The organism is Sporosarcina ureae DSM 2281 (genome assembly GCF_000425545.1).
Classification (GTDB): Bacteria; Bacillota; Bacilli; order Bacillales_A; family Planococcaceae; genus Sporosarcina; species Sporosarcina ureae.
This window is the reverse complement of the sequence record NZ_AUDQ01000001.1, coordinates 80,459-107,188: the sequence shown is the minus strand read 5'-3', so window position 1 is coordinate 107,188 and position 26,730 is coordinate 80,459. Positions and strand designations below refer to the sequence as shown.

The window sequence follows — 26,730 nt, the reverse complement described above, 5'->3', positions numbered from 1 at the left end:
TTCCTTCATTGAGGAATCCCTTTTAGTATTAAATTTTGAAATTCAGTTTAATGATGCCTGCTTCTCTTGCAGTATTAAAGAGTATGACGAGCATTGGTCCAATGAAGAAACCGAGGATGCCAAATAGTTTCAAACCGATGAACATCGCAATCAAAGTAGGCAATGGAGACAAGCCGATTTGGGAGCCCATTACTTTTGGCTCGATAGTTCTTCTGATAACTAATAGTATTACGGCTAATATTGCTAATTTTGTACCCATTGCGATATCGCCTGAAATATACTGATAGATCGACCAAGGTGCCAAAATAATGATGGAACCGAGTATCGGAATGATATCAATAATCCAGATCACCAAAGCCATAACTACAGCATATTTAGGGATAATCATTAATAAGCCGATAAAGGAAACGGCTAGAATGATTAAACTGACAAGCATTTGGGCTTTGACGAATCCTAATATGACAAACCGTAATCTGCTCATCATATAGTGTACTTTTTCTGCAGTGGCTTCTGTTAAATGAAAATAAAAAGTCTTTTTCAAGTTGGGCAATTCCAACATGAACAAAAATAGTGCGATCATGAACACAATAAAGCTGACAAGGAAATTTGGAATATCCGAAATCAAAGCCAAAATTCGATCGTAACTCAAAAGTGTGATAATCGAAATACGAATGGATTCGATAATTTCATTGAATTCGTTCTCGAGCATAGCCAAAATATCTTCAGGCATGCCTACCGTGTACTGAAATAGTTTGCTTTGTGTGTTAATCCATACACTTGAGAGGGAATTTAAGTAGTTCGGAATTTCTTTTGTGAAATGAACTATTTTACCGATGAGTGTGGTGACGGTATAGAAAAGTAATAGCACACTGATTCCAACAAAGACAATAAAATTCACAATGACCGAAACTTTACGTTTCCATTTAAATCGTATCTCTACCCATTTTACAAGTGGATCTAAAAAAAGTGCCGTTAGCAACGCCAAAATAATGGGAATGGAAACGGGTAAAATAAAGAATATAATGACCAATAGTATGATGATACTGAATGCAATCATGATATTTCGTTTTGTAAGAAATTTCAAAAGTCATCGTCCTCCACGTAGATACTGTTTTTATTATAACCAAATTAGTGGAGTAATAGTAGAAAAGCCGAAGAACATTTAGCTCTTCGGCTTTTTCATATCATTACAAACTATATTGCTTTAACTCATCATATACTTTCTTTAACGTTAGTTCACAGTCCTTAACTAAGCTAGCAGGGAAGTTTTCTTCTTCGCCATACTCCACACCGTGTGGGTAGTAGTGCTTTCCTAGAACTGGTTGCTTTAGACGAACTGTAGCTTTTCTACCATCGATGTCGCCTTCAACGAGTTCACCGAAAACGCGCAAATAGTATGTACCTTCTTTAACAATATACTTCTTGTCGAAAGTTACACGCTCATAATCCCATTGACCGTCAATTTCAAGATTGTTCTTATTCATAATTTCTTCCATTACTCGTAAATCTGCTACAAGGCCTTTAAGACCAATATTTTCAACATACATCTGTATATCCCCCTCTATGTTCGTCCTGACGAATACGTATACTATTATATCATAAAACAAATCGATTTTACTTGCAATGACAACATTGTGTCAACGCTTTCTTTGCGGGCTTATATAGATGACTATAGTGTGTGTCTTCTGTACAATATAAGAAAGTTACCATTTTTGACTAGATGTTCATCTTGACTAAATATTCAGTCGAGATGATTTCTACCGATACGTCATACTATTATAGGAGTAGCATATAAAGTGGAAAGGGAGATAACATGTGGAGAGTAGGATGGAAGATTCTTGTTTTGCTTTTGATTGTAATGGGAGTTTATTATTTCATGACTGATAAAGTAAGTGAAAATCTACCGCTGGAGTCACCAGTACAACATGGCTCGCCAATTGCAGTGCCTGAAAAAGGTCCGTCGATCGGTGGGGAAGGTATGCCGAGACCTGAAGAAGGCATGTCAGTACTAGTCGGACAGAAAGTCGATAAGATTGAAGAGCAATTTGGCAAACCTTCTAGGATTGAGCCATCGAGTTTTCAGTATGAATGGTGGGTATATACGGAAGAACCACGTTTTATGGCGGGGGTTTTGAATGGGAAAGTGAATCAAATATATACTGCTGATGGCGCATCAGATGTAGCACCGTTTAAAATCGGACAAAATGTACAGGAGATTCACCGCTTTACACCGATTGAATCAGAGATTGATGTAACGATTCAAGAAAATATTTATACATTTTCATTAAATAGCGACGATATTAAAAACCGTATCCTGATACCATATGAGAATTTATTTGTGCAATTATATATAGATCAAGTAGATGGCGGGATTGAAGGTGTGCGGTTCATTAACCCGAGTACTTTAGTGAAACACCAACCTTATGATATGACCTATCTTGGGGAAATGATCGAAGCGCCAAAACCAACATCAACAGTTCAGACTGAAGTAGATCGTGCGATGGAGCGACAGACGTTTGAATTGACTAACCAAGTGCGTGAAGAACATCAACTACCTCTTTTATCATATAGTGATAAGCTGGCCACACTTTCAAGAAAGCATAGCCAGGAAATGATATTCCGTAAATATAGTTCTCATGAGGAAGGACCTGTAGAAGTGTTTGCCGAGCGTTTAAAAGATGTTGGACTAACTCCAGGCAAGGCAGGTGAAAACATTGCATTTAATTATATCGATGCAATTGAAACTGTGCATGGCTGGTTAAATTCTCCAAAACACCGGGATGTCTTACTGAATCCGAACTTCACGCATACCGGCATTGGTGTTTATAATAAATACTACACCCAGTCTTTTATAGCGCAGACTGAATCAGAAAATTCCATACATGACGACTAAGGAAGAATCCATGTACCTTCCTCGTTTGATGCGATGCCTCGTATATGAAGGGGCATCGCTTTTTGCTTTGCATAAACCGCTGCTTTTTCCTGAATAACGGGCCGATTACATTTTAGTAATGGGAGGAATTCATCAAATGAGAGCTTGTCAAATCGCTTATAGTTAGATGTAGTATGAGGATCTGCAGACATGACACCGGGTACATCTTTGAAAAACTCTACATGGCGGGCGTGCAATGCAGAAGCTAATGCGATTGCTGTCAAATCACTGCCACCTCTACCAAGAGTCATAAACTTTCCTTGTATATTCATCCCTTGAAATCCAGGGACGATGATACATGAGTGAGTTTGAAGTGTATTGACGATATGTGTACTATTGATTTTATCAATCGTTGCATTGCAGAATTCTCCCGATGTCCGAATGCCTGTATTTTGTCCATAGATAATCGTGTTGTCTATCCCTTCCGTAGATAATTCTGCAGATATTACGGCTGCAGCGATTAATTCACCGCATGAAGCAGCCAAATCTCTCGCTTCGCTGGATTTCGAGAAGGAGTCCGTAAGGGTAAGCAAATCGTCTGTGGAATAGGCGTCGCCTTCTCTACCCATTGCAGAGACTACAACGATGACGGCGCGGTGTTTCGACAAGGCCTGTCGAATATGCTGAATACACTTTGCTCGTTGTTGTTGATTCTGCATGGCAATTCCTCCAAATTTCTGGATAATCATAGAATCCCAACTTTCTTCGTGACATTCTTCTTATGCCTTTCATAGAATACTTTATGCTTCGTTTCATTATATTCTCTGAAGAATAAAATGTTCGGGAAGGGGCGAGAAACCTTGCTATTATCTGAATTACTTAAGGATTGGCCATGCACTATATTACAAGGCTCAATTCGACGAACAATTGATGGAATTACGGAATCTTCTAAGAGGGTCAAGAAAGATTATGTATTTGTAGCAAAGAAAGGAGTTGTGTCTGATGGAACGACATTTATTGAAGAGGCGATATCCAACGGAGCCAAAACACTAGTGATCGATCGGGATAACATAGACCTAACAAGCATACCGGTGGAAGTTACGGTAGTTCTAATTCCCGATAGTTCATTATTTATTTCATATGGAAGCGCGAAGTTTTCAGATAATCCAGCTGAGGAATTACTCATCATCGGCGTTACGGGAACAAACGGTAAAACAACAGTGAGTCACTTTATCGGACAGTTATTAAAAGAGCTCGGGCATAAAACAGCCGTTATAGGAACGACAGGTCTTTATATTGACGGGAAGCTGACGGAGACGATTCAAAATTCCATGACGACGATACCAGCTGAACAATTTCATCCTATTTTACGCAGATGCATGGAGCAACAGGTGACCCATATTGTTCTCGAAGCATCTTCGATTGGGTTATCCACTAATCGTTTAGCGCACTGTCCGTTAACTGTAGGTGTTTTTTTAAATATTGGAATGGATCACTACGCTGAACATGGAGGTAGACAGCGATACATCGATGCAAAAAAGCTACTAATTCCATTGGCTGATCAGCTAGTGATCAATGAAGATGACGAAACTTGTCGTGTTATAGGAGAGGGGTTGTCTGAACCACCCATTTATTTCAGCAGACGACATATTAATGGCAAGCAGCAACCAAAGGTACTACTCCCTAATCTAGGTCACCATAATGAAATGAATGCAAGAGCAGCTATAGGGGCTCTAATGGCGCTCGGTTATTCATTACGAGCGATAAAACCTCATTTGCATGCTCTGCGACTTCCGACTGGACGCCTAGAGAAGTACGAAGAGGCAGGGGTTGAAGTATATGTAGATTATGCACACACACCCGATGCCTTGCAAGCGGTGTTGGAGGCATTGTCAGAGTCCACAAAACGGCTGATTACTGTATTTGGATGTGGTGGGGAAAGAGACCGTGAGAAACGGCCGCAAATGGGTGCAGTAGCTGCTCACTACAGTTCACATGTAATTTTGACTTCAGATAATCCGAGAACAGAAGAGCCGTCTCAAATAATTGTGGATATTTTGTCGGGCATGGTAGGATTTGCAACACCTGTCGAAGTCTTCATCGATCGTCACCAAGCAATCCGCTACGCTGTCACACAAGCACAACCAGGTGAGATTATACTCATTGCAGGTAAAGGACACGAACAAATACAGCAAATAGAGAATCAGAAGATGCATTTTTGTGATATGGAAGAAGTGAAAAAATCGTTTAGTTATAGAAATGCCAAAAAGTAAAAATCTTAATGAATAGTCGAGACGCCAGTTTTTTGTTATGATAGTTGTGATAGGAGGTGCGGCAAATGGTGATGATGACAGATGAGTGGATGCGAGTCATCGATATGGCGGAAGAACTTTCCGAGATGCTGCTGTGTTCTGAAGTGGTGAAAACCTATCAAGACGCACGTGACCGTGTATATTCAAACACTGAGCTACGAAAAAAGATCATAGATTTCACTAAAATGAAAGAACAATACGAGGACGTGCAGCGCTTTGGTCGCTATCATCCAGATTATAGAGTAATCATGAAGGAAATTCGTCTTCAAAAGCGTGAACTGGATTTACAAGATGAAGTGGCTGCCTTGCGCCTGGCGGAAAACGACGTGCAGGATTTGTTGGACGAAATAGGTATCCTAATTGGCCAGTCCGTTTCAGAGGCTGTGAAAGTGCCAGCTGGCGATGGGACTTTCTCTAACAGTTCTTGCGGCGGAGGTTGCGGCTCAGGTGGCAGCTGTTCTTGTTCAGCATAAAGTATTTCATAATTACAAATAACCCCCTGCAGATATAATTCTGCAGGGGGTTATTTTTTAAATAAAGGTAGTGGCGCAAAGGAGAAGATCACCTGAATCGAAGTACCAGTTGTGCGCGTGTCTAGTGGACCCTCGATAAACCAACTAGACTCTTTGTATCTTTAGTTTTCATTGAAGAACGTCAATAATTGTTTTGGGTGATTTGTTATAAAACCGTCAACGTCTAATTTAGCATGTTTTGGAAGCTCGTCCGTCTCATCCATCTCATAAAATACAGTTATATTGAGATCGTGTAAGAAGCGAACGAAGCCTTCTGAAGCAAGCGGAAACACACCGAGTTTTTCGGACAGGCAGAATAGATCTGCGTTGGGGCGGTACAGGTGACCGAATTTACTCGTGTAAGCGACGTATGCTTTTTTAATTTCCTCACTACCGGCACCTAAAGCAATAGAATTCTGCGCATATAGATTAAAACGATCAATTTGTTCATCATATTGGCTCGTTACTACAACGCGTTCTATAGCATCCGTCTCTTTTAGTAATCGCCACAATTTGGAAGGGATTAAACTTCCTTCATATGTTGTAGGGCAATCACTCATAGAGACTACAAGTAATAGTTGCGGGAACTTGTGCAACAGTTCACGTAATGACACGACAGATAGATCTCCGTTCAGTGTATCAAGATCATGATCGTATCTAGATTCGATATGGATTTCATCTAATGTATAGTCGGCAATTTCATCGGGAAGCACAAGTTCTTGGGTTGGCACTAAAAGAATTTCTTCATCTTTCGTAAGTCGTACATCGACCGTGAAGCCGTGGACACCTAAATCAGCTATTTTCGTATAAGCGGTAAGTGAATTCATTGCTGTATCTTGGCATCGTTGTGCGTCAGTTAAAACAGCTATTTCCGAAAAACGAAGCGCTTTCTTTTCGGTGCGAGGTTCTGGTTTTGCTATCACTTTTGAAGCCGCCCATGCAGCCACACTTGCAGCGCCTACAGTTAATGCAACATTTGTTTTCCTTCCCAATCTAAAACCTCCTCAATAATTATAGTAAGTCCTCACTTTTTTGTTTAGCCAATGTTTATACTTCAATTGAACAGAAAATACTTGTATCCAGTCGTCTTATAAAAGAATAGACCGATTGAATTCAGATAAATGTCTTCTTAAGTGTAACCTATTCCAGAGAAGGTGTACAAACAAAGATGAAAGATCAGCTTAATTTCACTTATGTCTATGCAAACAATTTCTGTGCAAGGTTGCAGGACTTTTCTCACCTATGGTATTGTATGGAGTAAGAAAGAGGGGGAGAATCATGATTGATCGACAAGGCATAATTGTCTATCTCCATCATTTAAAACAAGCAAAATCACTGCGCAAATTTGGGCATGTTCATTATATTTCAAAGCGAATGAAATACGTTGTGCTTTACTGTGATATGGAAGACGTGGAAACAACGATCACTAAGTTGGAGCGTTTGTCGGCTGTACGGAAAGTATTGCCTTCACAGCGGCCCTTCGTCAGCACGATATATGAAAATGCAAAGCCCGATAAAGCAAAAGAATATGATTATAAAACAGGCTTGTAATTTGCTGCCGCTTATTAATTTAGCGGCGGCAACAAGTGATTTAAGCGTAAGATCCCAGTAATATATTGGTAAAATAGCTCATTCTCAGCAAATTCGGATGAATGTTTTATTTCCACTCTGACAGGCTTTTTATTCAGCGACTCTGCATGCTTAACAAACAAGTCATAACGTTTCGATGGTTTGTCTGCAGAATAGCGAATACCTTCTCTGCAAATATAGATCGGCATGAAATGATTGTTTTCAGTTGCAGGAGAAAAAGAAACTGCCAATGACAATTGTTCTTTAGAATCATGTTTAGATGAAAAAATATAGGCTCTGTAAATTCGATGGGAGTTCGTAGACATTAACTCGAGTAATTCGTAGATGTCGCTATAGCCTTCCCCTAGTTCGATAAAACGTTGTTGGATCATAATCAAGCGCTTCCTTTCAGGCAATTAGTAATGGTTCGTGTCCATCATACCATGCGATGAGGTGTTGTACGTTGAAAGTTATTATAAGGCTTGTATTTCTTTTGGCGGCAGTAAACGGTGGACTCGTTTATTTGCATTACAGCCAATCGGTCAATGCAAATGGAGAAGACGCGGATTCAGGTACGTTTCGTCAGGAAATTGAAGTCATCAATCGGGCAGATGGATTGTACATTCGTCACCACTTTTATAACTTGTCGGAAGGTAGACACGAGATTATTTGGCCAGAAGAAAGCGTAGAGCGTGGATGCGAAGCAGAGGATTCCTCTTCATGTGCTCGACTAAATGATTCTAATGTGGCATTCGAAGAAGGAGAACTTGATCAACAATCTGTTGTCTATAAATTGCCGAAGAAAACACCCCTTACCGGACGTAAACTATTTAAGAAGCCGTTTGTGGTTCTTCAGGGTGCAAAACCCTTGACTACTGTCCTCCATGTGACTGATGAGCAAAGTGTTGGTGGCATGTGGGTAACGGGGTTAGAACGTGTAGGAAAGGAAAACAAGGAGCGTATTACCTACCGTTTATACCGTGGCGTAGGATTTGTTAATGAACTGTATTGGCAACCAGAGGATGTGCCGCTTGCATACTCTTCAAACAAGCTGACAATTTTCGGTGAAGGTATCGATAAAAAGTATAATGACCGGCTAGTTAAAATGCTGGAAGCCATCGGTGGAAATCATGTGAGCGTAGTGCTAGCTTCAGGTAATCGGCCGCTGTATGCAGAGCGCTTTATTGTGGAGAAAACGGGCAATATATCGAAAGTAATAAAACAAGTAGCCAGGATGAGTGTCCATTCACGTTTCATTTTACAAGCGGACGAACCATCTATGAGCAGTATGATTGCATCTATACTTGGAGATGCTCCAGTAGGAACGAAAGCGGAACAAGCAGCGTTTACTCGTTTGAAAAAATCGATCTCGGCAGAGCAATATCAAACATTTCGCCAAAACGTCCAAGAGAAAATAGGTAAAAAACTTTCGTCATCCGATTTGGATCAGTCGTTGTCAAAAATACTTGCATTCGACACGCAGTATTTTCATATGACAATGAAGGAACAGCGATATAACTATCCATTTCTGCTACTTGATCCACGGACTGTATTGCTTGATGGAGAAGAAGTTCCAGAAGTGAAGGTAATTGTAAAGGAAGATACAAGTTTTTATCCAGCAGAAGAGTTATTGTCGAAGATGGGCTATTCAATGCGCTCAAACGAGCAGTCAATTTATTTCGACGGTCCAAATCGCACCTATCGTTTTTCTAAATTAGAGCCTTTCTACGTGATGAATGGTAGCAAATTTGATTATACAGAAAAGCCTTATACCTCAATTAATAAAAAGTTGTATTTTGATGAAAATTGGTTGCGCCGAATCTTCTTTGTATTAATAGATAAGTCGGATGAAACCATTTCTATCGAACAAATTGAAAAGATGATAAAGGAGATGGGAAAAGAGTGAGAGTCATTTCCGGTTCGAGAAAAGGTACGTCTTTGAAATCCTTGCCAGGCACGTCTACGCGTCCGACATCAGACAAAGTAAAAGAGTCTGTTTTCAACAAAATCGGTCCTTATTTCGATGGAGGAACTGTGGTCGAGTTATTTGGCGGCAGTGGCTCCATTGCGATTGAGGCGTTATCAAGAGGAATGGAACAGGCGATTGTATTTGAAAAAAATCCTAAAGCGTGCGCTATTATTAAAGCAAATGCAGAAAAATGCCGCATGGAAGAATGTCTGCAGGTTGAAAAGAGAGATGCACGCCAGGCTGCTGCAGTTCTTAAGTCTAAAGAAGTTTCTATTGATCTGCTATTTGTAGATCCTCCCTATGCAACGGTCGAATACTATGATGTAATTAAAGACGTAATAGCACAAGGGGTAGTAGCAGAAAATGCAACCATCATTTGTGAACATGATAAACATATAGACTTGCCCGAACATTACGATACATATAGTCAAATCAGTTCTGCTATTTATGGAAGTACTGCTATTACGATTTACAAGAAAAGAGGCTAACAGGATGACACAAATCGCAATCGTACCGGGAAGTTTCGATCCGGTGACGAATGGACATTTAGACATTATAGGAAGAGCAGCAAAAACATTCCAGGAAGTGCATGTTGCCGTAATGAATAATTCTTCCAAAAAACCATTGTTTACAGTGGAGGAGCGTGTTGCACTTATTCATGAAGCTACATCAAAGTATGACAATGTCAAGATTGATACGTCTTCAGGACTGTTGATTGATTACGCACAAGAAATTAACGCATCCGTTATTGTTCGTGGCTTACGCGCTATTTCAGATTTTGAGTATGAAATGCAAATCACATCGATGAACCGGGTACTGGACGAAAGTATTGAAACGTTCTTTGTGATGACAAAAAGTCAATATTCATTCCTCAGCTCAAGTATCGTTAAAGAAGTGGCACGTTATGGCGGAGATGTCTCCACGCTCGTACCACCACATGTCAATGTAGCACTGAAGAGAAAGTTTGAATAGCAAGGATGGTAATGTAAATATGCAAAAGGATGTCCTTGAAGGGCATCCTTTTTTGATACTTGCTCAATAAATCCAAATGAACAATACAGGGACGAGTAACGTGTTCCAGACCCTTGCAATTACATAGGGGAGTATTCGTATGCCAGCGCTCTTGGCGATCGTCATGACTTGCATGTGGATGCTCATACCGTTAATTGATAGAATGGCCGCGATGAGCATTGGATACATCGCATCTCCGGCAAAATGCTCGGTAGCAGACTGGACGCCCGAAGTCATCTCGAAGACAGCAAGCAATAAAGTTTTTGTCACTCCCATATCCACAGTGATGACGGAAGATATGGAATGCGAAAGCACATTACCGAGAGACGAGAAGAAGATGACCGTGGTGGCCACTAACAATATAACGGATGAACTATCCTTGATCGAGCGCAGCAAAGGAGATGTTTTATGATCTTGTTGAGGGATGGTGGGTATAGCTGTCTGTTGATATCGGCTACCTAGAAGCGACATAGCCAATACGAAAAATACGATATTAGCTAGATGAATGGCAATCAATAATTTCCAACCACTTGTAGTACTACCGAATAATTCGTTCCCAACAAAGCCAATAATGAACATAGGTCCTGGTGCATGACAAGAAGCAACAAGCAAACTACTTTCAGCTGCAGAAATCTCTCCATTTTTTTTCATTTCACTAACGGTCACGGCACCTACCGGAAAGCCTCCAAACGAACCGAGCACATAAGCTTTTATGTAACGACTCCATTGACTAGTGCCTTGCTTGCTAGGCATTTTCAATAACCACTGCGTTAATATAATATATGGTAGCAAATAGGGAAGTAACGCATGAGTGAATAATTGGGCACCCGAAACGGCTCCTTCATGTGCGACATCTGGCTGCAAAATAAATAAAAAAATTAGCGCCCAGATGAAGAGTACGTTACTCATTGTTCGATACGGCAGGATTGTAAATAAAAGGCATCTGTCGCACTCCTTCCTAATTTTTGAAATACATGAACATCTACCGTAATATATATGTAGTATTCGTACAGGCTATTAATGGAGGTGAGCTTTTATGAAAATGCGTAAATGGGCGATAGCCGCGGTAATCCTGCTAGTAGTAGTTGTTTTAGCACTTTATCCGTTAGATATGTATATTTCTCGACCAGGCGGAGCTTACGATTTGGCACCACTCGTAGAAGTAGTTGGCGGGGATACGGACGACGTAGGAACATTTAGTTTGATGACCATTGCAATTGGCAAGGCAACACCTGTAACGTATGCTTGGTCAAAGTTCTCAGATAAAATGAAGCTAATGCCGGCTACCCAAGTGAGAAGGCATGGTGAAAGTGATGAAGAGTATGGAGTGCGTCAGATAAAACTAATGGCTGATTCTAAAACACATGCCATATCAGTAGCGTTTGATAAGGCAGGGTTGCCAATCAATAGAAAGTTCACGGGCGTCTTTGTGGCGGGTGTATTACCGGCAGGAGCGTCAGCAGGCAAGCTTAAAGTAGGGGATGTCATTCAATCGATCGATCAACAAAAGCTCGCTTCAACAGATGCATTTATGCAAGAGATTAGTGGTATGTCAAAAGGTCAGAATGTACATTTACAAGTGGAACGTGGAGAACGGAAGTTGGATGTTCCAGTAGAATTAAAAGAACTTCCGGAGACGGATGGTCGAGTAGGTCTTGGAATAGAGTTTGAAGAGCAGGTCAAATTGGAGACAGAACCAAAGGTAGATATCCGTACAGAAGAAATCGGTGGGCCTTCAGCAGGCTTGATGTTCACGCTGGAATTGATGAACCGCCTGGTGGATGTCGATTTAACAAAAGGCTATAATATTGCAGGAACTGGCGAGATGCTTGAAGATGGCTCAGTGGGACGGATCGGTGGAATTGATTTCAAAATCATGGCAGCTGATCGTGAAGGTATCGAAATCTTCTTCGCGCCGGACGATGAATTACCGGAAGAAGTGAAAAAGAAGAATCCGCAGCTTCTCTCAAATTATGATGAAGCGAAAGCAACTGCGGATAAAATCGGTACAAAAATGAAAGTTGTCCCGGTGAAAACGATTGATGATGCATTAAGTTACTTGGAAAAGCTAAAAGAAAAGTAAAGTGTCACAACAAAATGGGTGGTGTTTTAAAATCTAGACCTGGCTCTCTTTGCATACCACACATATAAATGTCTGTACTTTTAATATCCATCAGTAGTGAAGGGTCCTTGTGTGAACCTGCACGACTTACAACTGGCAAAGTCACTTCTTTTTTCACTGAGCGTAAATAGTTCCTTCCATTTTTAGACATTCCAAGTAACCGTAAATAAGACGGACTGGTAATTTGTGCACGGGTTGATTTTTGATAACCGGTCAATACATGTACTAACATTCGTTGTATTCGTGTCCATGTGTAACGTTTGGATTTCACAGCTTTCATGAATTCTTGGAAAGTGGCGTGTTCTTTTGCAGCGCGCCATAAAGAAAATTCAATTCCTTCCGTGATATCTGCAATGGATGCCAATTGTTCAGGTCCTTCACGAAGAATCATGTACCGAAGAAATGGGTAGAGATGATCCCAGCTTTGATGAGGCTGTTGATGAAGTAGCTCATAGGAAGATGAAGGCATGAAAGATTGAACGTGCGCGACATCGGTTGCAAACAGTTCTTTTCGTATTCCTGTAGCGCTAGCAATAGAATCCTCAGGTAATGCCTCATCATGATAATGTGTGCCTTTTCGCTCGAGCGTGACAGGCATCATGTTCGACCGAATTTCTTTTATGGCTTGCATATAATGAAAACCTAGAATGTTATTCGGTTCTGATAAATCAGCGAGTGGTTCATCAGTAGTGCGTGAAATTTCATCATAAGCAATCCGCAATGCATTCGGGTAACTTAGACCTTCTTGCATCGAACACTTAATTTTTTCTTCGTAAAGTTTCTTATGTGTGTTCATTGTGTCCAAACTATGCACAAATGGTGCGATGTGACCTTCTTCACTGCCGAAGCAAATATACTCGCATTGAAGGGCGTCTAAGATTTGAACAGCTCCTCTCGCGAATTGAGGTGCATGGGCGGTGGCAAAAGCATAGGGTAACTCGATGACGAGATCTGCACCACCAGCCAGAGCCATGTGGGCCCGCGTCCATTTATCAACAATTGCAGGTTCACCGCGCTGAAGAAAATGTCCACTCATTACCGCGATGATGACATCTGCGTCTGTAAGTCTTTTAGCTTCATTGAGATGGAACAAATGGCCATTATGGAAAGGATTATATTCGACGACAATACCAGTAGCTAACAATGGAATCCTCCTCTGTACTTGCGTATAATGAATTATAACGTTAAACTTATTAGGGTGACAAGAAAATATCTTGACATCCCTTATTTTAAATACTATAATCAACATTGTTGTCTTGAGGTGATAGACATGAAATGGTCCATTCATCAATTACGGAAACATAGGCAAGGCCCGCTACTGTTTGACGAAGCAGTGAATTTGGATTCCGTGAAAAATCGGAATGAAGAAATTAGGGCAATTCAGCCTGTTCGAGTAAGTGGAACATGTACAATTGGTGAGAAAAAGTTAACATGCCAGCTTCGGCTAGAAGGTTCAATGACTTTGCCTTGTGCACGTACGTGGGAAGACGTCGATTATCCATTCTCCATTGAAACAGTTGAGCAATTCAGCTGGGACGAGGGAACACTTCAGACGGATGATGAAATTCATCCGGTTGATGGGGAAATAATTGATTTTACTCCTGTATTGGAAGAACTGATTTTGCTTGAAATCCCGATGCAAGTACTCTGTGAAAATGCAGATGAGATGCAACAGGTGGAAGGCAAAGGTTGGTCCTATACAACCGATGAGGAATTGGAAGCGCAACGACAAGAAGCAGGAGAAAAAGTGGATCCTCGCTTAGCGGGATTGGCTAATTTTTTTGAAACCGATAAAGAGTAAACCCTTATAAGGAGGTGCCCCCCAATGGCAGTACCAAAGAGAAGAACTTCTAAAACGAAGAAAAATATGCGTCGAACTCATTTCAAAATTGAAGCGCCAGGTATGACTACTTGCGACAACTGTGGCGAAATGAAATTGGCACACCACGTTTGCAAATCATGCGGACACTACAAAGGAAAAGACGTTGTAGGCGAATAATTTAGATTCTACACAACGAAATAAAGACTACCTTGAGACCATGGCTCAAGGTAGTCTTTTTTGTTTTGTGCAAAAATGGTATGCTAAATGGAAAAGGGGGAATTTCTTTGTCTTATTCTATAAAGATCGATCAATCCATAGCTTATTTTACAATTAATCGTCCTGCAATGCGAAACGCGGTAAATTATGACGTCATGGAAGGGCTTGAATCCTTTCTAGATCAAATTGAGGATGATCCTGAAATTTCTTTTGCTGTTATTACAGGAGAAGGTGACCTGGCATTTTGTTCAGGCGGAGATCTAAGTGATTTTCACGGCTTTCACACAGCAGAGGATGCTTTTCCAATGCTCAGCAGGGGGGCTAGTATTTTATATCGGATCGCTACACTACCGATGCCTACAATAGCGCTAGTAAATGGAGCAGCAGTTGGCGGGGGCTGTGAATTGGCAACAGCTTGTGATTACCGTTTGGTTGCATCACATGCAAGAGCCGGATTCATTCAAGGTACACTGGCCATAACGGCTGGGTGGGGAGGAGCTACATTATTATTCGAGAAAAATGGTCCACATGATCGTTTGCTGCAGTTTACGAGTAGAGCGAGCATTCATTCACCTGAACAATTATTAGAGCTTGGCTGGGCAACTGAAGTATATGAGGGGGATACCGAAGTAGCGCTTGATCAGTTTCTAGCTCCAAAGCTTAACGTACATAGAAATGTACATCGTGCGTATAAATCCATCGCCACTAGGAAATGGAAAACAAACGGGCTTGAGCACGCTATGCAAGAAGAAGCTCGCGTCTGTTCCGTTCTTTGGGAAAGTGATGCACATCATGAAGCAGTTCAAAGGTTTTTAACAAAAAGTAAGTAAAGTTCCAGTCCCGACAAGCATACATTGTCGGGACTGTTTAGAATTCACTTGTAAACGGTTTCATGATTAAGATACACTATCTATAAAGAAGTTATTTTCAATAATTGCTAGTACTTAGAAAATGAGGAGTGATGATATGCAAGAAGTAAAAGCAACTATGGCAGGTACAATCCTCCAGATTGAAGTGAAAGAAGGAGACGCAGTGACGAAGGGACAAGTTGTCGTCATTTTGGAATCCATGAAGATGGAGATTCCGCTAGAAGCTGAAGTGGATGGAACGGTGAATAAGATCCACGGTGCTGAAGGCGATTTTGTAGATGAAGATGAAGTGTTAGTTACCATTCAATCGTAACGAAAGGTGGGGAGTTCCTTGACAAACGAATCGACAAAGACTGCGTATAATGAAAAACTTCAAGAAATCACCGCTCGTGTTATCAAGGGTGGTGCAGAAAAATATCATAAGAAATTAGAACAACAAGCTAAGTTATTCGTTAGAGAGCGGTTACGCCTTTTATTTGATGAGGGTAACTATGTAGAAGATGGAAAATTTGCAAACTGTGAAACGAAAGATCTACCTGCAGATGGCGTCGTTACAGCTACCGGGAAAATTGATGGTCAAACAGTTTGTGTCATGGCTAACGATTCTACAGTTAAGGCGGGTTCCTGGGGTGCAAGAACAGTAGAAAAGATTATCCGTATTCAAGAAACTGCTGAAAAGCTTCGTGTACCATTACTTTATTTAGTGGATTCCGCTGGAGCGCGTATTACAGATCAGCTAGACATGTTCCCGAATCGTCGTGGGGCCGGTCGTATATTCCATAATCAAGTGCGTTTATCGGGTGTCATCCCACAACTGTGCCTTCTATTTGGGCCATCTGCAGCAGGCGGTGCCTATATCCCAGCCTTCTGTGACATTGTCATTATGGTGGAAGGCAATGCCTCGATGTACTTAGGTTCACCACGGATGGCTGAAAAAGTCATAGGTGAGAAGGTAACGCTAGAAGAAATGGGTGGCGCCCGCATGCATTGTACTGTAAGTGGTTGTGGTGACGTGCTAGTAGATACTGAGGAGCAAGCGATTGTAGAAGCTCGCAAATATCTCTCTTACTTCCCTGGAAATTTTGAAGGGCCTGCGAAATTTGCAGAACCTCGTGCGGTGAAGGAAGGACGTTCATTGGAGGAAATTATTCCCGAGAACCAAAATGCGCCATTCAATATGTATGAGGCTATCGATCAATTAGTAGATGACAATAGTCTATTCGAAATTAAGAAGTTATTTGCACCGGAGGTTATTACTACTCTTGCACGCATTGACGGACGGCCTGTAGGGGTTATAGCGAATCAGCCCAAAGTAAAAGGTGGCGTGCTATTTGTGGATTCAGCGGACAAGGTAACGAAGTTCATTACATTATGTGATGCTTTCTCCATTCCGTTGCTGTTTCTGGCAGATGTGCCAGGGTTCATGATTGGGACGAAAGTGGAGCGGCAAGGAATTATTCGGCATGGTGCTAAGTTAATTATGGCGATGAGTTCCGCCACCGTACCGAAAATTTCAGTCGTTGTTCGTAAAGCTTACGGGGCAGGTTTGTACGCGATGGCAGGTCCTGCTTTTGAGCCAGATGTCTGTATTGCGTTGCCGACTGCACAAATCGCTGTAATGGGTCCTGAAGCAGCTGTCAATGCGGTATACTCGAATAAAATTGAAGCCATTGCGGATCCAAAAGAGAGAATTGCATTTATTAAAGATAAGCAGCAAGAATATAAAGAGGAAATCGATATCTATAAGATGGCCTCAGATCTTATCATTGATGAAGTGGTTGCGCCTCATAATCTACGGTCAGTGCTAGCTGAGAGATTTGGATACTATGAAACGAAAAAAATTATGAATTCTTCGAGAAAACATCCTGTCTATCCTGTATAATAAAACATATCAACAGAGACGCCTTCACTGGGTCTCTTTTTTAAGGAGGAAAGCTATGCGATTTGTAGTGGTAGGAGCGGGATCTATAGGATTATTAATTGGGTCCTATTTAGCTCAACATCAGGCAAATGTAACCTTTTGGGTAAGACGAGAGGAACAAGCAGAGCATTTACGTAGTGGTCTGGTGAGAAGGCCAGAAAACTTTACATATGAAGTAGATTCAACCATACATATTGAAGAGTTGCCAACAGATGCGTTATGGATTATTGCTGTGAAGTATGATGCGTTACCCGTTGTATTGTCTGAAATCAGCGCTCTACCGGTACAACCGGATTTATTGTTCATTCAAAATGGAATTGGACATCTGTCGCTAATTAAGCAATATTCACTTGGGCATGTGTCGTTCGCGACAGTCGAGCATGGTGCTGCAAGAATAGATGACCGAACAGTTTCACATAACGGTATGGGACCTATTAACATCGTGGAAAATGACCGGATTGCTCCGATCATACAGTGGATGCAAGAAATAGACCCACAAAACTTTCCGATTACTACGCAACAAAATGCTAAACAGTTATTGTTTCGTAAAGTACTGATCAATTGTGCGATCAACCCACTAACGGCATTGTTGGAAATCAGGAATGGACTGTTGTTAGAAAACCCTTACTTCCATTTGTTATTCCGCCAGTTGTGTGAAGAGTTGCTCAGTAACTTTGAAGAGTATAGTGATTTATTGAGCTATAGTGATATAGAAGAGGTATGCCGAAAAACAGCCTATAATCAATCTTCTATGCTTGTAGATAGAATAAAAGGACGGAATATGGAAATCGAGACTATTTTGACAGCGGTGTTGAAGGAAATTAATCAAAAAGGTGGCAGAGCTCCTTTTTTACAAATGCTTGAGACTGCACTGCTTGGAATAAACAGGAGTGAATGTGGCGGATGTTGACGAATATACTAGGAGCGTTATTATTGTTCCCTTTTATAATTTTAGTAGTATTAATTATTGTTGCGAAGAAAATAGGGTTACCTAAAAAAAAGAGAATTGGATGGGCGGTAGATTGGACTACACCATTTATGGTACTGACCGTTTTGATTTTGATTCGTGCGATTTGGGATGTTTGGCTACCTATTTTGTTAATCGGAGTAGTGTGTTTAATTGCTATCGGATTTGCAGTTATAGAACGGTCTAGGGAAAAAGAGTTTCGGTCATCCTGGGTGTTACGCAGAACATGGCGAGCGTATTTTCTACTCTTAACAGTAGCATACTTTTTACTGTTCATTATTGGAATTACGGTGCAGATCATCCGCTACTTGAACTAAAGGGTACTCGTAAGCGTATGAATTCAACCTAATTGGATCAGATGATATACTTGCGGTAGTATAGTACATAAAGGGGTTTGTGGAATGGACTTGGACACAATGGAGTTACCGAAGAAGAATAAATTGATGGAATCGTATCGTCATGACCCACAATTTTTCCATAGATATTTTGAATATGAAATGACACCAGTAGGGTATGAAGAAAGAGCGGAAGAATTACAGCAACGATCTTTTCAGAGAGAACAGCTAGCTGCTGCGGTAGAAAGTTATATGAAGCCATTTGGAATATCCAATTTGGCTGCTCAGTATATACAAGAGCTTTCAGAAGACGCGTTAGTAGTTATTGGCGGGCAGCAAGCAGGGATTTTGACAGGTCCTTTATATTCTGTTCACAAAGCTATATCCGTGATTTTATTGGCACAAAAACAACGAGAAATACTAGAGAAACCTGTAGTTCCTGTTTTTTGGGTTGCTGGAGAAGATCATGATATTAACGAAATCAATCATACATACACTGCGAAGGCAGGAAAAGCGATCAAGCGGCAGTTTAAACAACAGACCATTTTAAAAACGATGGCTTCAGACACACGTTATGATCAAAAAGAAATGACCGCGTATATTAAAAAGATTTTTAAAAGCTATGGAGAGACATCTTATACGCAAAAATTGTTGAATGATGTGCTGCAAACTGTAGAGCAGCAACAGAATTTCACAGATTTCTTCACTTCACTGATGAATGAACTATTTACTGCGCATGGATTGTTATTTATGGATGCAGCATATAAACCATTGCGACAACTGGAATCGCCTTACTTCTCACAGATGATTGAGAACACTGAAGCAATGGCGAAGAGCATTTACTATACAGAACAACAGCTTCAAGCAGATGGGTATGCAAAGCCAATTGAATCGGATGAACAAGACGCTAATCTATTTTATGTTCATGACACGGGGAGGGTACTACTCCGAAGAAAAGATGGGAAATTCGTCAATGAACAAGCGGGGATCAGTTTTACAGCACAAGAAATGCATCAACTTGCAAAAAATGAGCCTTGGTTGCTAAGTAACAACGTAGCCACAAGACCTATTATGCAAGATCTCGTATTTCCTGTATTAGCATTTGTCGGCGGACCTGGTGAAATTGCCTATTGGTCTTTATTGAAAGAAGCTTTTCATCTCATGGGTATCAATATGCCGGTAATTGTACCAAGGCTTTCTATTACGTTGGTCAACAGACAAGTCCAGGAAGCGCTAAAGCTGACGGAAATTACAATGACCCAAGTAATGAATCACGAATTACCGGAACTTCTGGAAAAGTGGCTAGAACAACAACGAGATGAGCAATTCGATCGTTTGTTGACGGAAACCCAGAGTCAATTACAAACGCAGTATGAACAGTTGCAGTCGCATCTCGAAACGTCAGATCCAGGACTACTACAACTTCTCGATAAAAATTTACAATTCCATAAGAGTCAGTTTGATTATTTACAGAAGAAAAAAGAGCAATCCATTTTACTGAAGCATCACGTACAATACGAGCGCTATCACGTTATTTCGGAACAGCTATTTCCGGAAGGTTCCCTGCAAGAGCGTCTCTACTCGCCATACTTTTACTTGAACCAGTTCGGTGAAGGATTGATTGATGAGTTACTGAAACAACCTTATACGTTTAATGGATCACATCAACTAGTCTATTTATAAGAAACCACTTAAACCCGTCATTCGTTCTATGAATGGCGGGTTTAGTATGCGTGTAAAAGAATGTGAATTTGTTGGAGTGGGGTTGTCAATTTAGAAAAGCCATATTCCGGGGGATTCGGAGAGAGTAGATCCACTGAGAGCAGCACTTCTTACGTTTCAGTTCCTGTGTAAAAAATTATAGTCACTTCGTGTGGTGAATTGAAGTAATGGCTGATATCTTTTTGTGGATGAACTAAATCTAAACTTGAACTTAAATAAGTTTAAATACAACACTGTGTCCCATACTAATTCTAGTATGTGGTTTGTTGCCCACCCCGCTTTCTCTGCATACCTTAAGCATCTCTAATTGGAGCTTCCGGCCTATCTCACACACTAAACAAGTCTCAATTGAAACTAAACATTATTCAATGGTGATAACGAATGAAAATTGCGAAAAAAGTAGTTTTTTCGGGATACGGGCAGGAATGTAAATCAGAAAGAAGTACTATTGACACATTTTAAAAATTATGCGAAGAAAAACAGCATAGTGGGTGGAGGAAAGTGGGGGGATGTGGTACATTATTTCATACAGTGGGGTGAATTATATGTTCATGGGTGAGTATCAGCATTCAATTGATATGAAAGGTCGACTGATCGTTCCTTCGAAATTTCGGGAGCTATTAGCAGAAGGCTTTATTTTAACCCGTGGACTGGATAATTGCTTGTTTGGATATCCACTGGATGAATGGCAAAAGCTTGAAGAAAAATTGAAAGCGTTGCCGGTTACAAAAAAAGATGCTCGTGCATTCACTCGTTTTTTCTTCTCAGGAGCAAGCGAAGCCAGTCTAGATAAGCAGGGGAGAGTAAATATACCTGCAAACTTACTACAATTCGCGAAGATTGAAAAGGACTGTATGATTATCGGTGTATCCAGCCGTATTGAGATCTGGTCTGCAGAACTATGGGAAGCGTATTACGAGGAATCTGAGGAATCATTCAATGACATTGCAGAAAACCTTATTGATTTTGAATTTTGAAAGCAGGCGGAATAACCATGTTTAACCACACAACAGTATTACTTCATGAAGCCGTCGAAGGCTTAAATGTAAAAGAAGATGGCATTTACGTGGATTGCACACTTGGTGGTGCAGGTCACAGTGCAGAAATTATTAAACTTCTTTCATCTGAGGGACAACTAATCTGCTTCGACCAAGATATGACAGCTATTGAAGCAGCGCAAAAAAACTATCGAACTATACAGCACAAGTACACTTTGTCCATGCAAACTTTAAAGACTTGAAAAATGAATTAGCAAAATTGGGAATCTCTCATGTAGATGGGATTTTATATGACCTTGGAGTTTCATCTCCGCAATTGGATACACCTGAGCGTGGCTTCAGTTACCATCATGACGCTCCACTGGACATGCGTATGGATACATCTGCGCCATTGACGGCTTATGAAGTAGTCAATGAATGGTCATATTCAGATTTGGTCAGAATATTCTTCCGCTATGGTGAAGAAAAGTTCTCTAAGCAAATCGTTCGTAAAATTGAAGAAGCACGCGCTGATGCGCCTATACGTACAACAGGAGAACTAGCTGAGATTATTAAAACAGGAATACCAGCAGCTGCCAGAAGAACTGGAGGCCATCCTGCGAAACGTGTTTTCCAGGCTATACGAATTGCGGTAAATGATGAGCTAGGAGCAGCTGAACAATCTATAACCGATGCCCTTACGTTATTACGTGAGGATGGTCGGATTAGCGTAATTACCTTCCATTCGCTTGAAGACCGCTTATGTAAAACGATTTTTAAGGAGGCTTCTTCCATGCCGGAGTTGCCGCCAAACTTACCTATTATACCTGAGGGCATGGATCCGGATTTCCGTCTTATTACGCGAAAGCCGATCATCCCTACAGATGAAGAAATAGAGCATAATAAACGTGCCAGATCAGCGAAATTACGAATTATAGAGAGAAAATAGAAAAGGGGAATTGAGCCATGGGACTAGAACAACGGAACTTAAGTACGCCATATACACCGGAGATCGAACAACATACTGACCAAAATCAGCCGCAGGTTGTCCGCCGTGTAAAAAAGCGTTTTTCTAAGGGTGAAAAGATATTGTTCACTTTATTTGCAGCATTTACAATCGGATCATCTTCCATGCTTTTACAGACACATTCTGATATAAACACTGTAAATAAAGAAGTGCAGTTGATGAATACTGAAATTGAAAATACTGCAAAACAGAATAATGAATTGTCCATTCAAGTGAGTGACAAATCCACTTACGAACGTATTTGGAAAAAAGCACAAGAGAATGGTTTGAACCTTAACGAAGGTAACGTAAAGGTCGTACCTGGACGATGAAGAAGTTTCGCTTTCAATGGGGAGCCTTTCTAATGTTTGTAGTATTCGGAGGGCTCTTTTTCATATTATTCGGCAGAATTCTTTTTATTCAGATGACGGGCCAAGTAGATGGTAAGGAATTAGCGAAGATCGCTTCTAACCAATATGAAAAACATGCAGTTTTACAAGCAAACCGTGGGGCAATTGTAGATCGAAACGATGAGCCGATTGCATCGGATACATTAAGTTATAATGTAGTTGCTGTCCTTAATGAAGCTGCTAGTAAAAACAGCAAAAGAAAATATCATGTGGTGGATTATAAGGGGACGGCTAAAGTACTGGCCAAGTATTTACCTTTAAAAGAACGTGAAATTTACGATAAAATGAAAAATGCTAGAGAAGGCACATGGCAAATTGAGTTTGGTCGTGCGGGAAAAGATCTGAACCGCGAAACGATGATGAAGATGAAGGAAGAACTCGATAGAAAAAAATTATCGGGTGTTTTGTTTGTAGAAGGTAAAAAACGATTCTATCCTAACGGTCGCTTCGCTTCTTACTTAGTGGGCTTTGCCCAAAAAGAAGAAATGGAAAACAATCTAACCATCACCAAAGGGAAAATGGGGCTTGAAAAAACGTATAACAAGCAACTAACAGGTGTAGATGGAAAAGTGAATTATCAATCTGATGGTTGGGGATATTTATTGCCCACTGCAAGCAAACAAATTGAAGAACCACAGGACGGTCAGACGATTAAACTTACATTGGATAAGACGATTAGTAATTTCGTTGAAGAAGCGATGGATCAAGTAGAAGAAGAGTATTCTCCGAAGAAAATGCTTGTTCTTGTGTCGAATCCTAAAACGGGTGAAATCCTAGCAATGAGTCAGCGACCGACGTTTAATCCGATGACACGAGAAGGTTTAACAGAAAACTGGTTGAATGATGCAGTCGAGCAGACTATTGAACCAGGTTCTCCAATGAAGATGTTCACATTGGCAGCGGCGGTGGAAGAAGATAAATGGGAGCCAGATGATTACTTCAGATCTGGATCTTACCGGATCTACGACAGAGTGATACGTGATGTGAACGTGAAAGGTTGGGGAACGATTACTTTTATGGAAGGTTTACAACGTTCCTCTAACGTGGGAATGGCATACTTACTGGAAAGAATCGGTGATCAGAAATTCATTGAGTACGTTCACAAATTTGGCTTTGGTAAAAAAACTGGGATTGATTTGCCGAATGAAGCGTCGGGCGTTGTACTAGATAATTATCCTGCTGAACGATTGACGACTTCTTATGGGCAAGGTTCTACAGTTACACCACTACAAATGATACAGGCTGCTTCTGCTATCGCCAATAACGGTGTCATGATGAAACCATATGTAATCGACCAAATCATAGACCCGAATACGAATGAAGTGCTGGAGAATCACGAACCTGAAGAAAGCGGAACACCAATTTCCGCAGCAACTGCTAAAGAAGTGCGTGAAATTCTTGCAACAACAGTAACTTCAGAAAAAGGTACTGCACAAAAGTATCATCTGGAAAATTACGCAGTAGGTGGTAAAACCGGTACAGCAGAACTTCCCAAAACAGATGGAAAAGGGTATATGTCTGGCTACGGTAACTACCTATACTCGTTCCTTGGAATGGCGCCGATTGATGACCCGCAGCTTCTAATCTATGTAACCGTTCAGCAACCTAAATTAAAAGCAGGAGAACAAGGGTCCGATCCTGTATCAAGAGTCTTTAATCCGATTATGGAAAACAGCTTGAAATATTTGAACATTGCTCCTGACGATGAACAACTGATACCTGTGAAAAAAGTTGGTGATTATGAAGGGGTAGATTCGGAAACAGCAGCTTCATTGGCAGCCGAGGATGGCTTCCAAACCGTATTAATCGGAGAAGGTGGCAAGGTAACTAAACAAATACCAAAAGCTGACACGAAATTAACGGAGGACTCAATGATTTTGTTGGAAACAAAAGGAGATACAACATTCCCAGACATGACAGGTTGGTCTAAAAAGATGGTACTTTCTTTTATGAACCTTTCAAAGCTGGATATTCGAATCAACGGTGAAGGTTATGTTGTTGGACAAAGCGTAACGGAAGGAACGTCAGTAAACAAGAATGATCCAGTTGTCGTTGAACTTCGGACGCCAAGGCAGCAGTATAATAAAAAGAAGAGTAATGAAGATAAAGAAGAAAACGAAGAGGAGCAAATCATGGGTGGCTAATGTATAGCGCGCGATTTCCCAGCATACCTTAATAGAAAAAAGGTAGTGAGTCATTGCGTTCATTTATTGATATGCAGTCCAAAAAACGTTTACGTGCAGCCTTCTTATGCTTTCTTATCTGTCTACTACTCGTAATAGGAAAACTATTTCATGTCCAAATCATCAAGCATGAATGGTTGAAAGAAAAAGCAGAAGAAAATTGGGACATTGAAATTCCTTTTGGTGCTATGCGTGGAAATATTACGGATCGAAGTGGTAAGTTGATTGTCGGTAATAAACTAGCACCTACACTGTATTTCATGCCGGCTCAAAATCCCGACATTTCCAGCGACATACCTGCAATTGCAAAAATCCTTAAAATGCCACCAGAAACTTTGGAAGAAAAGCTGAACAAAAAAACATATATGGTGAAATTAGCTCCAGAAGGAAAAAATATTACGAAGGAGCAAGGGGATGAAATTACTAAACTACAAGTAGCCGGCTTGTATGTAGGAGTAGATTTCGTCCGACATTATCCATATGATGATCTGTTAGCGCGTTTGATTGGCTTTACCGGCTATGATGGTGATGGGTTGGCAGGTATTGAGTATGCATATGATGAAATTCTAAACGGAACAGGAGACAAAGTACGACTGTTCACTGATGCTAAAGGGATTGCATTGCCACACGTAGAAGATAGTTTCGAACATGGGAAAGATGGTTTGAACTTGGAGTTGACTATCGATCTGAAAATGCATCAAATTGTGGAACGCGAACTGATCCAAGCAATGGAAAAATATGATGCAACACAGGCACTGGCTATCATCATGAATCCAAAAACAGGAGAATTATTGTCACTGGCTTCTGTACCAGGTTTTGATCCACGAGAATATCAATCAGCCGATTCCACTATCTATAATCGGAATTTGCCTGTATGGATGACGTACGAGCCAGGTTCCACATTCAAAATTCTTACATTGGCAGCTAGTTTGGAAGAAGACGTCATCGATTTGGAGAATGAAAATTTTTATGATCCTGGTTATAAAGTCGTTGCAAACGCTAGGTTACGGTGCTGGAAGCGAGAAGGTCATAAAGATCAAACATTTTTGGAAGTTGTAGAAAATTCATGTAACCCTGGATTCATTACGATGGGACAGCGACTTGGAAGTGAAAGATTAGATCGTTATATTCGTGAATTCGGCTTCGGTAGCTCAACAGAATCAGGCATTGCTGGTGAATCGAAAGGTATTCTGTTTTCCAAAGAAGCATTTGGACCGGTGGAACAAGCAACTACTTCGTTCGGGCAAGGAATCTCTGTCACCCCAATCCAACAAGTGCAAGCAGTCGCTGCAGCTATTAATGGCGGCAAACTCTATAAGCCATATATTGTGAAATCAATAAAAGACTCTGAAGGTAAGACGTTAAAAGAATTTGAACCAGAATTAAAAAGACAAGTAATCAGTGAAGAAACATCAGCTAAAGTGCGGCATGCGCTTGAATCTGTTGTAGCTAACGGATCGGGTCGTAATGCGTTTGCAGATGGTCTTCGAATAGGTGGTAAAACGGGGACGGCACAGAAAGTAGAGAATGGTCGTTATAAAGATGGCGATTATATCGTCTCCTTCATTGGTTTCGCGCCTGCAGACGACCCCGAATTACTCGTTTATCTAGCTATCGATAGTCCAAAGAACTCCATTCAATTCGGAGGAGTTATCGCTGCACCAATCGTAGGACGTATCATTGAAGAAATTGCTCCGATTGCTAATATTGAAAGAAGAAAAGAGCAGTTAGAGAAAGAATACCGATGGGGAGACGCGATCACATTCCGTTCACCCGATTTACTTGGAATGAATGAAAAAGAATTGCTGTCTCAAAATTACACGTTCAAAGTTAAATGGCATGGAAAAGGTAAGAAAGTGATTCGACAGTTACCCGCTCCCCATACTTTGATGACCGTGGAAGACACGATTCATTTGTACACGGAATAAGCAATGC

27 protein-coding genes and 1 pseudogene are annotated in these 26,730 nt (G+C 40.8%); 21 read left to right on the top strand and 7 right to left on the bottom strand.

Going from position 1 to position 26,730, the window contains the following annotated elements:
• Positions 1-28: 28 nt before the first annotated feature.
• Both ytvI and H605_RS0100540 read right to left on the bottom strand, forming a co-directional pair.
• On the bottom strand, positions 29-1,084 hold the full coding sequence (gene ytvI, locus H605_RS0100545) for a sporulation integral membrane protein YtvI (protein ID WP_029052402.1): 1,056 nt from the start codon (positions 1,082-1,084) through the stop codon (positions 29-31).
• Between the two features lie 103 nt (positions 1,085-1,187).
• Complete coding sequence (locus H605_RS0100540) at positions 1,188-1,547, bottom strand: YugN family protein (protein WP_029052401.1); 360 nt, start codon at positions 1,545-1,547, stop codon at positions 1,188-1,190.
• A gap of 329 nt (positions 1,548-1,876) precedes the next feature.
• Here H605_RS0100540 and H605_RS0100535 point away from each other — a divergent pair, with 329 nt between their 5' ends.
• Positions 1,877-2,893 carry a CAP domain-containing protein gene (locus H605_RS0100535; protein WP_158231723.1) on the top strand — a complete coding sequence of 339 codons (1,017 nt, stop codon included), beginning with the start codon at positions 1,877-1,879 and terminating at the stop codon, positions 2,891-2,893.
• Here the strand turns inward: H605_RS0100535 and H605_RS0100530 are convergent.
• Entirely contained in the window at positions 2,890-3,621 is a 732-nt protein-coding gene (locus tag H605_RS0100530; protein WP_029052399.1) for an amino acid kinase family protein, read from the bottom strand. The genes H605_RS0100535 and H605_RS0100530 overlap by 4 nt on opposite strands.
• Before the next feature lie 111 nt (positions 3,622-3,732).
• Between H605_RS0100530 and H605_RS0100525 the strand changes: the two genes are divergently transcribed.
• Positions 3,733-5,145: a Mur ligase family protein gene (locus H605_RS0100525; RefSeq protein ID WP_029052398.1), complete on the top strand. Its 1,413-nt coding sequence runs from the start codon at positions 3,733-3,735 to the stop codon at positions 5,143-5,145.
• 68 nt (positions 5,146-5,213) lie between these two features.
• Entirely contained in the window at positions 5,214-5,657 is a 444-nt protein-coding gene (locus H605_RS0100520; protein WP_029052397.1) for a YlbF/YmcA family competence regulator, read from the top strand.
• 161 nt (positions 5,658-5,818) lie between these two features.
• On the opposite strand, the gene H605_RS0100515 is transcribed toward H605_RS0100520, so the two are convergent.
• Positions 5,819-6,688 (bottom strand): PI-PLC domain-containing protein, encoded by an 870-nt coding sequence (locus tag H605_RS0100515; protein WP_029052396.1) that lies wholly within the window; start codon positions 6,686-6,688, stop codon positions 5,819-5,821.
• 286 nt (positions 6,689-6,974) lie between these two features.
• Here H605_RS0100515 and H605_RS0100510 point away from each other — a divergent pair, with 286 nt between their 5' ends.
• Positions 6,975-7,247 carry a YlbG family protein gene (locus H605_RS0100510; protein WP_029052395.1) on the top strand — a complete coding sequence of 91 codons (273 nt, stop codon included), beginning with the start codon at positions 6,975-6,977 and terminating at the stop codon, positions 7,245-7,247.
• Positions 7,248-7,261: 14 nt separating this feature from the next.
• Here the strand turns inward: H605_RS0100510 and H605_RS0100505 are convergent, their stop codons facing one another.
• Complete coding sequence (locus H605_RS0100505; protein WP_037561317.1) at positions 7,262-7,657, bottom strand: DUF7147 family protein; 396 nt, start codon at positions 7,655-7,657, stop codon at positions 7,262-7,264.
• Positions 7,658-7,728: 71 nt separating this feature from the next.
• Here H605_RS0100505 and H605_RS0100500 point away from each other — a divergent pair, with 71 nt between their 5' ends.
• From H605_RS0100500 to coaD, 3 genes are read left to right on the top strand one after another with little or no spacing between them, the layout of a single operon-like run.
• A complete protein-coding gene (locus H605_RS0100500; RefSeq protein WP_029052393.1) occupies positions 7,729-9,171 on the top strand; it encodes a hypothetical protein in 1,443 nt (480 codons plus the stop codon).
• The gene (gene rsmD, locus H605_RS0100495) at positions 9,168-9,722 is read left to right on the top strand and encodes a 16S rRNA (guanine(966)-N(2))-methyltransferase RsmD (protein ID WP_029052392.1); all 555 of its coding nucleotides are present in this window, start codon (positions 9,168-9,170) and stop codon (positions 9,720-9,722) included. The genes H605_RS0100500 and rsmD overlap by 4 nt, the downstream gene beginning before the upstream one ends.
• Positions 9,723-9,726: 4 nt before the next feature.
• Positions 9,727-10,206, top strand: coding sequence for a pantetheine-phosphate adenylyltransferase (gene coaD, locus H605_RS0100490; protein ID WP_029052391.1), 480 nt, complete (start codon positions 9,727-9,729; stop codon positions 10,204-10,206).
• A gap of 63 nt (positions 10,207-10,269) precedes the next feature.
• Here the strand turns inward: coaD and H605_RS0100485 are convergent, their stop codons facing one another.
• The gene (locus H605_RS0100485) at positions 10,270-11,154 is read right to left on the bottom strand and encodes a hypothetical protein (RefSeq protein ID WP_029052390.1); all 885 of its coding nucleotides are present in this window, start codon (positions 11,152-11,154) and stop codon (positions 10,270-10,272) included.
• 127 nt (positions 11,155-11,281) lie between these two features.
• Here H605_RS0100485 and H605_RS0100480 point away from each other — a divergent pair, with 127 nt between their 5' ends.
• Entirely contained in the window at positions 11,282-12,328 is a 1,047-nt protein-coding gene (locus H605_RS0100480) for a SepM family pheromone-processing serine protease (protein ID WP_029052389.1), read from the top strand.
• A 4-nt stretch (positions 12,329-12,332) separates the two neighbouring features.
• Here the strand turns inward: H605_RS0100480 and H605_RS17115 are convergent, their stop codons facing one another.
• Complete coding sequence (locus H605_RS17115; protein ID WP_037561315.1) at positions 12,333-13,511, bottom strand: nucleotidyltransferase; 1,179 nt, start codon at positions 13,509-13,511, stop codon at positions 12,333-12,335.
• Positions 13,512-13,637: 126 nt separating this feature from the next.
• Between H605_RS17115 and H605_RS0100465 the strand changes: the two genes are divergently transcribed.
• The 13 genes and pseudogenes from H605_RS0100465 to H605_RS0100405 all read left to right on the top strand — a co-directional run bounded on the left by H605_RS0100465 (position 13,638) and on the right by H605_RS0100405 (position 26,723).
• Positions 13,638-14,168 carry a YceD family protein gene (locus H605_RS0100465; RefSeq protein ID WP_029052387.1) on the top strand — a complete coding sequence of 177 codons (531 nt, stop codon included), beginning with the start codon at positions 13,638-13,640 and terminating at the stop codon, positions 14,166-14,168.
• A gap of 24 nt (positions 14,169-14,192) precedes the next feature.
• Positions 14,193-14,366, top strand: a complete 174-nt coding sequence (gene rpmF / locus H605_RS0100460) for a 50S ribosomal protein L32 (RefSeq protein ID WP_029052386.1) — start codon at positions 14,193-14,195, stop codon at positions 14,364-14,366.
• A gap of 107 nt (positions 14,367-14,473) precedes the next feature.
• Positions 14,474-15,235, top strand: coding sequence for an enoyl-CoA hydratase/isomerase family protein (locus H605_RS0100455; protein WP_029052385.1), 762 nt, complete (start codon positions 14,474-14,476; stop codon positions 15,233-15,235).
• A gap of 136 nt (positions 15,236-15,371) precedes the next feature.
• Positions 15,372-15,587 carry an acyl-CoA carboxylase biotin carboxyl carrier protein subunit gene (locus H605_RS0100450; protein WP_029052384.1) on the top strand — a complete coding sequence of 72 codons (216 nt, stop codon included), beginning with the start codon at positions 15,372-15,374 and terminating at the stop codon, positions 15,585-15,587.
• Positions 15,588-15,653: 66 nt separating this feature from the next.
• A complete protein-coding gene (locus H605_RS0100445; protein ID WP_232321295.1) occupies positions 15,654-17,156 on the top strand; it encodes an acyl-CoA carboxylase subunit beta in 1,503 nt (500 codons plus the stop codon).
• Between the two features lie 55 nt (positions 17,157-17,211).
• Positions 17,212-18,105: a ketopantoate reductase family protein gene (locus tag H605_RS17110; protein WP_051210412.1), complete on the top strand. Its 894-nt coding sequence runs from the start codon at positions 17,212-17,214 to the stop codon at positions 18,103-18,105.
• Positions 18,099-18,479, top strand: coding sequence for a DUF3397 family protein (locus H605_RS0100435; RefSeq protein ID WP_029052382.1), 381 nt, complete (start codon positions 18,099-18,101; stop codon positions 18,477-18,479). The genes H605_RS17110 and H605_RS0100435 overlap by 7 nt, the downstream gene beginning before the upstream one ends.
• A gap of 84 nt (positions 18,480-18,563) precedes the next feature.
• Positions 18,564-20,180, top strand: a complete 1,617-nt coding sequence (gene bshC / locus H605_RS0100430; protein WP_029052381.1) for a bacillithiol biosynthesis cysteine-adding enzyme BshC — start codon at positions 18,564-18,566, stop codon at positions 20,178-20,180.
• A gap of 584 nt (positions 20,181-20,764) precedes the next feature.
• The gene (gene mraZ / locus H605_RS0100425; RefSeq protein ID WP_029052380.1) at positions 20,765-21,196 is read left to right on the top strand and encodes a division/cell wall cluster transcriptional repressor MraZ; all 432 of its coding nucleotides are present in this window, start codon (positions 20,765-20,767) and stop codon (positions 21,194-21,196) included.
• 17 nt (positions 21,197-21,213) lie between these two features.
• Positions 21,214-22,145: pseudogene (gene rsmH, locus H605_RS17105) on the top strand (16S rRNA (cytosine(1402)-N(4))-methyltransferase RsmH).
• A 17-nt stretch (positions 22,146-22,162) separates the two neighbouring features.
• The gene (gene ftsL / locus H605_RS0100415; protein WP_029052379.1) at positions 22,163-22,534 is read left to right on the top strand and encodes a cell division protein FtsL; all 372 of its coding nucleotides are present in this window, start codon (positions 22,163-22,165) and stop codon (positions 22,532-22,534) included.
• 32 nt (positions 22,535-22,566) lie between these two features.
• The gene (locus tag H605_RS0100410) at positions 22,567-24,756 is read left to right on the top strand and encodes a penicillin-binding protein (RefSeq protein WP_232321214.1); all 2,190 of its coding nucleotides are present in this window, start codon (positions 22,567-22,569) and stop codon (positions 24,754-24,756) included.
• A 71-nt stretch (positions 24,757-24,827) separates the two neighbouring features.
• Positions 24,828-26,723 (top strand): penicillin-binding transpeptidase domain-containing protein, encoded by a 1,896-nt coding sequence (locus H605_RS0100405; protein ID WP_037561388.1) that lies wholly within the window; start codon positions 24,828-24,830, stop codon positions 26,721-26,723.
• Positions 26,724-26,730 lie beyond the last annotated feature (7 nt).

Bases quoted from the DNA above. Each gene is read 5' to 3' on its own strand.
- H605_RS0100540 (WP_029052401.1), bottom strand. From the start codon at position 1,547: ATGTATGTTGAAAATATTGGTCTTAAAGGCCTTGTAGCAGATTTACGA.
- H605_RS0100535 (WP_158231723.1), top strand. From the start codon at position 1,877: ATGACTGATAAAGTAAGTGAAAATCTACCGCTGGAGTCACCAGTACAA.
- H605_RS0100530 (WP_029052399.1), bottom strand. From the start codon at position 3,621: ATGATTATCCAGAAATTTGGAGGAATTGCCATGCAGAATCAACAACAA.
- H605_RS0100510 (WP_029052395.1), top strand. From the start codon at position 6,975: ATGATTGATCGACAAGGCATAATTGTCTATCTCCATCATTTAAAACAA.
- H605_RS0100505 (WP_037561317.1), bottom strand. From the start codon at position 7,657: ATGATCCAACAACGTTTTATCGAACTAGGGGAAGGCTATAGCGACATC.
- coaD (WP_029052391.1), top strand. From the start codon at position 9,727: ATGACACAAATCGCAATCGTACCGGGAAGTTTCGATCCGGTGACGAAT.
- H605_RS0100485 (WP_029052390.1), bottom strand. From the start codon at position 11,154: ATGAGTAACGTACTCTTCATCTGGGCGCTAATTTTTTTATTTATTTTG.
- H605_RS0100480 (WP_029052389.1), top strand. From the start codon at position 11,282: ATGAAAATGCGTAAATGGGCGATAGCCGCGGTAATCCTGCTAGTAGTA.
- H605_RS0100465 (WP_029052387.1), top strand. From the start codon at position 13,638: ATGAAATGGTCCATTCATCAATTACGGAAACATAGGCAAGGCCCGCTA.
- rpmF (WP_029052386.1), top strand. From the start codon at position 14,193: ATGGCAGTACCAAAGAGAAGAACTTCTAAAACGAAGAAAAATATGCGT.
- H605_RS0100450 (WP_029052384.1), top strand. From the start codon at position 15,372: ATGCAAGAAGTAAAAGCAACTATGGCAGGTACAATCCTCCAGATTGAA.
- H605_RS17110 (WP_051210412.1), top strand. From the start codon at position 17,212: ATGCGATTTGTAGTGGTAGGAGCGGGATCTATAGGATTATTAATTGGG.
- H605_RS0100435 (WP_029052382.1), top strand. From the start codon at position 18,099: ATGTTGACGAATATACTAGGAGCGTTATTATTGTTCCCTTTTATAATT.
- bshC (WP_029052381.1), top strand. From the start codon at position 18,564: ATGGACTTGGACACAATGGAGTTACCGAAGAAGAATAAATTGATGGAA.
- mraZ (WP_029052380.1), top strand. From the start codon at position 20,765: ATGTTCATGGGTGAGTATCAGCATTCAATTGATATGAAAGGTCGACTG.
- ftsL (WP_029052379.1), top strand. From the start codon at position 22,163: ATGGGACTAGAACAACGGAACTTAAGTACGCCATATACACCGGAGATC.
- H605_RS0100410 (WP_232321214.1), top strand. From the start codon at position 22,567: ATGTTTGTAGTATTCGGAGGGCTCTTTTTCATATTATTCGGCAGAATT.
- H605_RS0100405 (WP_037561388.1), top strand. From the start codon at position 24,828: ATGCAGTCCAAAAAACGTTTACGTGCAGCCTTCTTATGCTTTCTTATC.